Source organism: uncultured Streptococcus sp. (genome assembly GCF_901875575.1).
In the GTDB taxonomy this organism is placed as follows: Bacteria; Bacillota; Bacilli; order Lactobacillales; family Streptococcaceae; genus Streptococcus.
In genome coordinates this window covers 1-11,017 of record NZ_CABFMF010000020.1, presented here as the reverse complement: position 1 = coordinate 11,017, position 11,017 = coordinate 1, and the positions used below count along the sequence as shown (strand labels likewise).

Sequence of the window (11,017 nt, the reverse complement as noted above, 5' to 3'; positions counted from 1 at the left end):
TATCTTCATAAGTTAATTTCATAATAAAAACACCCCAAAAGTTAGATTTTTCTGTCTAACTTTTGGGGTGCAGTTCATTTTTATTTTCTTAATATGTGCCTTCTTCACCTTGACTAGTCAAAATTACAGGCCCATCCTTGGTAATAACGAATTGATGTTCATATTGACAAGATAGACCACCATCAATGGTCTTATGTGCCCAACCAGTCTTCATATCTGTATCAATTTCCCAGTCGCCAGTATTAATCATCGGTTCAATTGTCAAAACCATTCCTTCACGAAGGCGAAGACCACGACCTGCAATACCATAGTTAGGCACCATTGGTTCTTCATGCATTGTAGGTCCTACACCGTGGCCTACTAAATCTCGGACAACCCCGTAACCACGACTTTCAGCATATTCTTGAATAGCCGCACCTATATCACCGATACGATTTCCTACTACAGCCTGCTCAATTCCCTTATACATTGCTTCTTTGGTCACATCCATCAAGTTTTTTACTTCTTCAGACGGTGTACCAACCGCATAAGCCCAACACGAATCCGCCAAGCCACCAAAATAGCTTTGAGTATACTTTTTAACTTGTTCGACATTATTGAAGTTCAGTTTAGAGACATTAAGGTCAGATTTGGCAATAGGACCACCTAGAACCATATCAACTTTAAGCAGGTCACCATCCTTCAAGATATAATGACGAGGAAAAGCATGAGCTACTTCATCATTAAGTGAGCAACAAGTTGCATAAGGATAATCCATAACTGCTCCATCAACTCCAATTTGAAGAGGAAGGAAATTCTCTTCCTTACAACGTCTACGGACATACTCTTCAACTTCCCACATATCAATACCTGGCTTAATCAAATCACGTAATCCGATATGGATACTAGCCAAGAAATCACCCGCCTTATCCATGGCTTCAATTTCACGAGCGGATTTTAATGTTATCATATTTTTACCTAGTTTCTAAATAAGATTCTAATTAATTTTTACCGTTACATTTGCTTTTGAAACGATCTGATGTCCGTGGTAAATGTCGTAATCAATAATAGCAGATCGTCTTGTATGATGGATGATACGAGCCTGAATACGTAATGTATCATCAATCTGAACAGCCTGTAAAAAGTAAATGAGCATCTGTTCAATAATAAGACTGCGTCCACTATTCACCACTAAATCTTGTGTCATGTGACTCAAGATTTCTGCCAATACACCGTTAGCAAGAACTCCGTTTTTTTCAAGCATAAAAGGTTCTACTGTAATGACTACTTCATCATGATGATAAGAAAGCTTCTGTCCTATTTGCTCTGAAAAAGTTGGAAGAGCTGAAACTTGAGAACGACTCATCTTTTCCATAACATCACGTCTCGTAACAACACCAAGTAAGGTTTGATTACTTCGTACTACTGGAACCATCTCAAAGTCTTCTGCAATCATCCTTTGGCTGACATTAGCAATATTGGTTGCTAAACCTGTCAGAAAGACACTTCGTGTCATGACCTTATCAATGGTGGTATTAGGGGACTTATCTCCTGCGTCTCTCATAGTAACTACTCCAACAACAACTTGGTGTTGATTAATAACTGGGAAACGACTACTTCTACTCTTGCGAACTAAATCCAAATAATCTTTAACAGTATCTGTTTCTCTGAGAAAACCATATTCATGACTTGATCTATAGAGTTTCTCTACTGTTAAAATATCTGTTTTAATCTGTACATTTGATAAGGCTTTATTAATCATTGTCGCAACAGTAAAGGTATCGTGCTTACTTCTTAAAACAGGAATCCCTTTTTGATTTGCAAGCTCCAGTACTTCTTCATTTACATGAAATCCACCAGTAACAAGAACAGCATTTTCATTCTCAAGAGCCAACAATTGGATACGAGTTCGATCACCTACAATCAATAGACCACCATCATGAAGATAGGATAAAATATTCTGTTCAGTCATAGCTCCGATTGAAAACTTACTAAATTCACGTTCTAGACCCTCTTGTCCAGCTAAAACTTCAGAAGAAGTAACTTCAGCTATTTCAGCATAATTTAGTTTTTCAATTGCTACTTTTTGAGATTTTACACGAATTGTTCCACTTCGTGGACGAGTCTCGACAATTCCACGATTTTCAGCTTCTTTGATTGCACGATAAGCCGTTCCATCACTAACTCCTAAATGATTAGAAATACTACGAACACTAACACGCTTACCAACTGGCAATTCTTCTAAATAGCTTAGAATTTCCTGGTGTTTACTCATTGAATTCTCCTTTTACATTTCGAAATTCAAGATAATCTCGCATTTTTCTTGTGTAGCGATCACTTCCCTTAAACTGACGAAAAAGACTAAATCCAGCATTGAGAGCAACTTTTTGACTAGCCTTATTTTCTACATGAGTAATAATAGTTAATTTTTTAAGACCAAATTCTTGAAAGGAAAGCTGAGAAAGTTTGGTGACAACTTCAGTCATAAATCCTTGGGACCAAGTATCTTTTTTCAAAAAATAGCCAATTTCAGCTTCTTTCTTTATCTCATCTATCTTCTCAAACTTGATAGAACCTATCATTTGCTGAGTTTTCTGATCACAAATAGCCCATACACCCAATGGAGATTTCATAAAATAATTCGCAAGTGTGAATTGGCTTTCTTCTAAGCTAGCCTGAGTTGGAAATATGAATTGTAAGTTTTCAGGATTAGCAGCAATTTCATAGAATGCCTTACTATCACTAAAAAAGAAAGGACGCAAATACAAGCGATCCGTCTCAAAAAAAGAAAACTCTGCTAATTTGGTCCAAATATTCATAAACACCTCTACGATTTATTCGTCAACTAGTGTAATATCAGCTCCTAGATTACGTAATTTTTCAATAATATTTGAATAACCACGTAAGATAAACTCGATATCTGTAATTTCAGTTTTTCCTTCTGCCATCAGACCAGCAATAACTAATGCTGCCCCTGCTCTAAGATCAGTCGCCTTAACCTTTGCTCCCTGTAAACCACGTCCACCTCTATATAAAATATGCCCATTCGTTGTAGAAATATCTGCGTCCATCTTAGCTAATTCGAAAACATGATTGATACGTTTTTCGTAAATCGTATCAACAATGGTACCACGCCCTTGAGCTTTTAATAAAAGAGGGGTAATTGGTTGTTGTAAATCTGTTGCAAAACCTGGATAAGGAGCTGTTTTAATATTAATTGCTTTTAAATTGGATTGCTCTTCAACAAATATACTGTCTTCAGATACAGTCATTCGAACACCCATTTCTTCCAATTTCGCAATAAAGCCTTCTATGTGTTCATAAAGGACATTATTAATACGAATTCCTTTACCAACTGCAGCAGCTAAAGAAATATAGGTTCCAGCTTCAATACGATCTGGAATAACTTGATGGCGTGTTCCATGAAGTTTTTCTACACCATCAATAGTAATTATATTTGTTCCTGCACCTCGGATATGAGCCCCCATATTATTTAACAAAGTTGCAACATCAATAATCTCAGGTTCACGCGCAGCATTTTCTATAACAGTCCGTCCTTTTGCTTTCACTGCAGCAATCATCGTATTAATAGTCGCACCAACACTAACTGTATCCATATAGATACTTGCACCATGAAGAGCTTTCCCTTGGGTAGATAAATTCATATTATCTCCCTCATAACTTACCTTAGCTCCCATCGCTTCAAAAGCTTTGAGATGAAGATCAATAGGACGAGGTCCAAGATCACACCCTCCTGGTAAGCCCACTGTAGCTTCCCCAAAACGACCTAATAAGCTCCCATAAAAATAATAAGATGCCCGAAGACTATTAATTTTGCCATAAGGCATAGGGATATTTTTAACACCTCTTGGATCTATTTCTAGAACATCATCGTAACGCTTAACACTCGCACCCATTAATTCCATAATTTCAACTAAGCTATCTACATCAGAAATTTCTGGAACATAATCTAAAGTAACAACGTCGTCGGCTAAAATTATTGCCGGAATCAAGGCGACTACGCTATTTTTTGCACCACTAATGGTGATTTCACCCTGCAGTGAAATGCCACCATTGATAACAATTTTTTTCATTATCTATTTTTAATACTCTTTCAAAATTTCTAAAAAGGTCCTACATTAAAGTATATCATAATTTCTGTCTTTTTTCCATCCTTTATAATTTTTAATATCTATTCCCTAATTATAAGCATCAAATCGAGAATAAAAAGTTTTGCCCTTTTTTGCTCCTAGATAAAAAAGAGCCCATCACACAGGCTAGAAAGCTTGATATGATAGGCTTTTTAATGTTAGATTAACGTACTGTACGGATACGCATTGTGTTTGTACGTACAGCTTCTCCAACTGGTACACCAGCTACGATAACGATATCGTCACCAGATTGTACAAGACCTGCTTCAACTGCTTTACGTTCAGCAATTTCGAACATATCATCAGTTGATGATGGGGCATCTGTCAACATTGGGATAACACCCCAGTTCAACATCAATCCACGCTCAGTCAATTCGTCAAATGTCAATGCTAAGATATCAGCATTAGGACGATATTTAGAAATCAAACGAGCTGTATGACCTGTTTTAGTCAGAGTTACAATCAATTTGATATCCATTGAGTTAGCAGCATCTTTAACAGCTGAAGCCATTACTTCTGTCTTAGAGTTACGTTCAAATGAATCTGAATTCAAACGACCGTATTCGTTAAGAAGAGTTTGAGCGTTCTTATCGATTGTAGCCATTGTAGTAACTGACTCAAGAGGGTATTTACCATTCGCAGATTCACCTGAAAGCATTGTAGCGTCAGTACCGTCGATAACAGCATTAAATACGTCTGATACTTCTGAACGTGTTGCACGTGGTTTTTCAGTCATTGTTTCAAGCATGTTTGTTGCAGTGATAACAACTTTACCAGCAGCATTAACTTTCTTGATGATCATTTTTTGGTAAACTGGAACCATTTCGAATGGTACTTCGATACCCATGTCACCACGGGCAATCATGATACCGTCAGCAGCTTCGATGATTTCATCCAAGTTGTCGATACCTTGTTGGTTTTCAATTTTTGCAAACAATTGAACGTGTCCGTTTCCAGTTTCTTTACAGATTGCACGAACTTCTTCAACGTCTTTTGCAGTACGTACAAATGAAATCGCAATGAAGTTAATTCCTTGTTCAAGACCAAAGCGGATGTCATCATTATCACGTTCAGCAAGAGCTGGGAAAGGAATTTTAGTGTTAGGAATGTTCACACCTTTTTGTTTTGCAATAACACCATCATTTTCAACTTCAACTTCAAATTCACGAGTCGCATCATCTTTAGCAACCACACGAAGACCAAGTTTACCATCGTCAATTAATACTTGGCGTCCAACTTCAACATCATCATAGATGTCAAGTGAACCAGCAACGTTCAATGCAATTACTTCACGAGTTGATTGAATTCCTTGTTTAGTTGCAACACGAATTTTTTCACCAGTTGTGTAAGAGTATTCTTTTGCATCTCCTTCGAACAATTCTGTACGGATTTCTGGTCCTTTAGTATCAAGAAGGAAACCAACTTTTTTACCTGCAAGTTTTTCAGCAAGTTTAACAGTTGCCATACGGTCACCTTGTTCTTGGTGGTCACCGTGAGAGAAGTTGAAACGGAATGTATTTGCACCAGCTTCAATCAATTTAGCAATGTTTTTAGCTGAAGCTTCAACATCAAGTTTTCCACTCCAGTATCCATCTTCACCATATTTTTTACCACCACGGATTTCAACCGCAGGACCCAAAGTTGCAACGATTTTTACACGTTTGTTCATGATTTTTGTGACTCCTTTATATATATGACCTTTTTGGTCGAGTTAACTAAATTATGGATTATGACAAGCTTTTATTCAAGTCAGATAGCTCAAGGTCTGCTTTATGAGGGTTGTTAACCACAATCTTACCATCAGCAGTAAGACTAAATAATGCACCTTCTTCTGCAGTACCAAGAATTGGGTTTTCTACCATTTTCTCATTACGGATACCAACTGCAACTCCACCGATTCCTTGTTTAAGAAGTTTAACGGCATGGGCACCCATTCGTGACGCCAATACACGGTCACGAGCAGTTGGAGAACCACCACGTTGAATATGTCCAAGTTCTGTCACACGAAGGTCGCTCATATCTCCAGCTTCTTTAAGTTTTTGACCAAATTCAGCAGCTGACATAACACCCTCAGCTAATACGATGATATTGTGTTTTTTACCACACTCGTAGCCAGCTTTGATGCTTGCTACGATATCTTCCATCTTGAAGTCTTCTTCAGGGATAATGATTTCATCAGCACCAGTTGCAATACCTGCCCAAAGAGCGATATCACCAGCGTTACGTCCCATAACTTCAATTACAAAAGTACGACGGTGACTTGATGATGTATCACGAATCTTATCAATAGCATCCATAGCAGTTGTAACAGCAGTATCAAATCCAATTGTAAAATCAGTACCAACGATATCATTATCAATTGTACCTGGAAGACCGATAGCTGGGAAACCATGTTCAGTTAAACGCATAGCACCGTGGTATGAACCATCACCACCGATAACAACTACGCCTTCAATACCATGTTTTTTTAATTGCTCAATCCCTTTAAGTTGGCCTTCAAGTTTAGCAAACTCAGGATAACGAGCTGAGTGAAGGAAAGTACCACCACGAGAAATAATGTCTCCTACAGAAGCTGCATCTAGGGGATGAATTTCACCAGCAACCATACCAGCATATCCATCATAGATACCAAATACTTCCATTCCTTCTGAAATTGCTTGACGAACAACTGCACGAATGGCAGCATTCATACCAGGGGCGTCTCCACCACTAGTTAAAACAGCAATACGTTTCATTTGGTTTATGCTCCTTTTTCTTTTAACATTCTTACTGATTATATCACAATTTATTGGAAAATTCTCCTATTTTCCGTATTTTTAGCGATAAATCGTTTTCATAACAATTCCATTTAATTTTGACTCTAATTCAGGAGATTTCATTACAAAATATTTTGAAGAAACAATTGTTTTCTTTTCTTCCTCATACCTTATAATAACTGGTATTGGACCTTTAAATCCTTCTAATATTTGGAAAATTTCTTGATCTTTTTCATGATTGTTAACTTGTATCCAAAAACGTTCTGCCACTGCTTCTCTGATTTCTTGTGCAATCATTTGCAGACGACCATCACGTAACTGAATTTTTCCCTTTATATAGTAGAAAACTCCTTCCTTTAGTTTCGAACTTTCTTGTCTGTACAAATCAGAAAATAGGGTTACATCCAATTTTTTCTTACTATCATCTACCTGTAAGAAAGCCATATTTTCCCCTTTTTTAGTACGTATAATCTTGATTTTTTGGATTTCAACCAAAATAATACACGAAGTGTTTTCTGAGATTTTTTCAATCGGTGTGATCGGATAAATTGCTTTATTTGCTATTGTCTGCAAAGGATGTTTACTTATACCAACTCCGAGTAATTCCTGTTCCAGGTAGTATTTTTCCTGCTCTGTCCAGTCATTAAAATCTAACCAATCATAAATTGAGTCATCAAATAAACCACTTATTAAATCTGCAAAATCAAATAAGTTGGGTAGATTATTTAATACTTTTAGACGATTTTTTTCAAATGAATCAAAGAGACCAACTTTTATAAGAGGTTCTAAAAGAGAAATTTTACGGTAATTTCTAGGTAACTTAGATATAAAATCTTCAATAGTAGAAAAAGGTCTATTTTGGATAATCCAAAGAGCTAAATCCTTACTCACTCCCTTAATGGTTTTTAAACCAAGATAAATGGTCTTATTCGAAATTTTATCGTGATAAGGAACAGTATGAATCGATAGTGGTGCTATTTCAAATCCTGACTCTATAGCATCTGTTAAGTAGTCACTGCTAGAAGCATTCAACATAACTTGATAAAAAATAGCTGGGTAATGAGTTTTAAAATAAGCTAATTGAAAAGCCAGGGCAGAGTAAGCGTAGGCATGGGATCTGTTAAATCCATAACCTGCAAATTTTTCCATCACATTAAAAACTTGTTCTGCTTTTTCCTTGCTGTGACAACTCTCAACTGAACCTTTAATAAAAGATGCCCTCATCTCATGCATGGCTACTGGATCTTTTTTACCCATAGCCCTCCTTAAAATATCAGCTTTCCCTAAACTAAATCCTCCAAAACGTTGAGCAACCTGCATGACCTGCTCTTGATAAAGCATAATTCCATAGGTAGGAGCTAAAATATCTTCTAAAACTGGATCTAATACAGTAACTTTTTCCTGGCCATGCTTTCTAGCAACAAAGTTAGAAATATAATCACTGGCACCTGGTCTATTTAGAGAAGTTGTTGCGACCACATCTTCGAAGCACACTGGTTTAACTTGTTTCAATAAACGAATAGCGCCAGGTTGTTCAAATTGAAAAATACCTTTCGTATTTCCTGAAGCAAAAAGTTCCAAAGTTGCTTTATCTTCTAAATCAATCTCTTTTATATTTAGATGAATTCCTTCTGATTCTTCCAATAATTCTGCCATTTTTTGGACAAAAGTTAAATTTCGTAGGCCTAGAAAGTCCATTTTCAACAAACCACTATCCTCAACAGCATGGGCATCATATTGAGTCAAAGGAATTTCATCACCATGCTTAAGTGGAATATAATTAGTTAAATCTTGGTCACTAATAACGACACCCGCAGCATGGACAGATGTTTGTCTTGGATATCCTTCAATCTTACAAGCTATTTCAAAAGCTTTTTGATATTCTAGCTTACTATTGATTTGCTGGCGAAACTGTAGATTGCCCTCATAGGCTGACTTGAGATTGTCACGAAAACTGATTTTCTTGGTAATTGCAGATAATTCATACTCTGGTACACCATAGCGTTTCAAAACATCTCGAAGAGCTTGCTTAGCCCCAAAGGTTGAAAAAGTAACGATTTGAGCCGCATGTTTGCTGCCATATTTATTACCAACATATCTGATAAAATCTGGGCGATAAATATCAGGAATATCGATATCAATATCCGGCATAGTATAACGTTCTCGGTTAAGAAAACGCTCAAAAATCAGATTCTTCTCAACAGGGTCGATTCCAGTAATATCTAAAGCATAGGCTACTAAACTCCCTACAGCAGAACCACGCCCCATTCCCATATAATAACCTTTAGATCGTCCAAAACGTAATAAATCCCAAACAACTAAGAAATAATCATCAAAGCCCATATCATGAATAACAGCTAATTCTTGGTCTAAACGATCTTGATATTCTTTAGTAATTAACCCCTTCTGAGTCAACCCCAGTTCAGCACGCTCTCTCAGCTCTTCTACAGCTGGTCTAGCTGGGTTAAAACGAGGAAGTTTCAAACTTGTATCCAAATCATAATAAATTCCTGAAATAAGCTTTTCTAAATTGTCCAAGGCCTGAGGAAAGCGTTCTTGGAATAGTTTCTCTAAAGAATTTGCAGATAAAAGCACATCTTGTTGTGAGTGCAAGGAAACTTCTCTTATCGGAAGATTTTCTTTGATTGCTTTTAAGACTTGTAGAACTTCCCTATCATTTTTTTCAAAAGAATTAACGCGATAAAGGGGAACGATTGGACGATTAAATTCAGTCACAACAGTATCTGGATATACACCTATATAAAAATCACAACCTAAGTCTAATGAATCAATCTCTTCAAAATAAGGAACAATGACCGCAATATCGTTTAAATACTGTGAGAAAAATAACCATTCTTTCTCCCCCTGCATCTTAGCCGTAGATAGCTTCATCAACTGTTGATAACCTACACTAGAGAGAGCTAAAAAACGTATATTGACTTCACTATTATTTATTGTTAGAGTCATTTCAAGCCCTAATAAAGGATGAATGCCATATTTTTTTGTAATCTCTAGAAAATCAAATGCACCATAAAGATTATCAACATCCATCATAGCCAGATGAGTATAGCCATAGTCTTTTGCTCTACACACATATTTTTCTATTGAAACGACACTCTCCATAAAACTATAGACTGTTTTTGTATCCAGTTGTGCTATCAATTTACACTTCTCCTCTATCATTCTAACTATATTATACCATTTTCAAAAAGAGAAAGAAAAGAACCTGAGATATGAAATCTCAAGTTCTTTTACTATTTGAATGAAAAACTGTATCTAAAAGAGATTCGAAATTATTTTTCATCTTCTCTTTTCTTACGAGCTACCAATCCAAATCCACTCAAGGCTCCTAGAAGTCCAAGTGTTGCTAAATCAGCATGATCTTTTGTACCAGTATTTGGAAGTTCGTTTTGACCATCCGCATACTGTAGTGTAGCAGGCTCTGCTGGTTGTTCTGGTGTCACTAGAGCTACTGGTTGTTTAGGAGTCTCAGGTGTCACTGGAACAGGATTTGGTGCAGGACTAGGATCTGGCTGAGGTGCTGGAGCTGGTTTTGGAATCGGAGTTGGACCTGGGTAAGGTCTTGGTTCCGGTTGTGATTCTGGTTTTGGTTTTGGCTCCGGCTTTGGTTCTGGCTTGAGTTTTGTATATTCCACAATCACTGTCACATCTTTTGTTGTTGGTGTAATTTGTACCGCATCCACTTTTGCTTTATTTGGAGCATTATAGTTTTTAACCCTTGGAGAATCTACTGCATCCCAGTTTGCTTCACTCCAGTTTCCTTCAGTTATTACTCCTGTAACTTTGTTTCTCACATTTGTTCGTGTGATGGTTGCTGTTTGTTTAACAGTATCTGCAACTTCTTTTGTCTTATCCGCTGCATCTACATAAGTGATAGTACGTGTAACTGCTTTACTTTCAACTATATTTTCTGTTCCTTGCGTATACTCAATTACTTCTGTCACATTTTCTGTTGTTGGTGTAATTTGTACCGCATCCACTTTTGCTTTACTTGGGGCGTTATAGTTTTCAACCCTTGGAGAATCTACTGCAGCCCAGCTTGCTTCACTCCAGTTTCCTTCAGTTATTGCTCCTGTGACTTTGTTTCTCACATTTGTTCGTGTGATGGTC

8 protein-coding genes are annotated in these 11,017 nt (G+C 37.0%); all 8 read right to left on the bottom strand.

Translation table 11 applies throughout. The annotated features are described in order from the left end of the window. Positions 1-88: 88 nt before the first annotated feature. Entirely contained in the window at positions 89-949 is an 861-nt protein-coding gene (locus tag QZ114_RS06015) for a methionyl aminopeptidase (protein WP_295500910.1), read from the bottom strand. A gap of 27 nt (positions 950-976) precedes the next feature. Continuing rightward, the gene (gene spxR / locus QZ114_RS06010; protein WP_295500907.1) at positions 977-2,254 is read right to left on the bottom strand and encodes a CBS-HotDog domain-containing transcription factor SpxR; all 1,278 of its coding nucleotides are present in this window, start codon (positions 2,252-2,254) and stop codon (positions 977-979) included. After that, complete coding sequence (locus QZ114_RS06005; protein ID WP_295500903.1) at positions 2,247-2,798, bottom strand: GNAT family N-acetyltransferase; 552 nt, start codon at positions 2,796-2,798, stop codon at positions 2,247-2,249. The genes spxR and QZ114_RS06005 overlap by 8 nt, the downstream gene beginning before the upstream one ends. A 15-nt stretch (positions 2,799-2,813) precedes the next feature. Beyond that, positions 2,814-4,073 carry a UDP-N-acetylglucosamine 1-carboxyvinyltransferase gene (locus QZ114_RS06000; protein WP_295500900.1) on the bottom strand — a complete coding sequence of 420 codons (1,260 nt, stop codon included), beginning with the start codon at positions 4,071-4,073 and terminating at the stop codon, positions 2,814-2,816. A 220-nt stretch (positions 4,074-4,293) separates the two neighbouring features. After that, positions 4,294-5,799, bottom strand: a complete 1,506-nt coding sequence (gene pyk / locus QZ114_RS05995) for a pyruvate kinase (RefSeq protein WP_295500897.1) — start codon at positions 5,797-5,799, stop codon at positions 4,294-4,296. 58 nt (positions 5,800-5,857) lie between these two features. After that, on the bottom strand, positions 5,858-6,865 hold the full coding sequence (gene pfkA, locus QZ114_RS05990; protein ID WP_295500894.1) for a 6-phosphofructokinase: 1,008 nt from the start codon (positions 6,863-6,865) through the stop codon (positions 5,858-5,860). 81 nt (positions 6,866-6,946) lie between these two features. Next, entirely contained in the window at positions 6,947-10,048 is a 3,102-nt protein-coding gene (locus tag QZ114_RS05985) for a DNA polymerase III subunit alpha (protein ID WP_295500913.1), read from the bottom strand. A gap of 131 nt (positions 10,049-10,179) precedes the next feature. Then, a partial coding sequence (locus QZ114_RS05980) for an LPXTG cell wall anchor domain-containing protein (RefSeq protein ID WP_295500891.1) occupies positions 10,180-11,017 on the bottom strand: 838 nt, incomplete at its 5' end.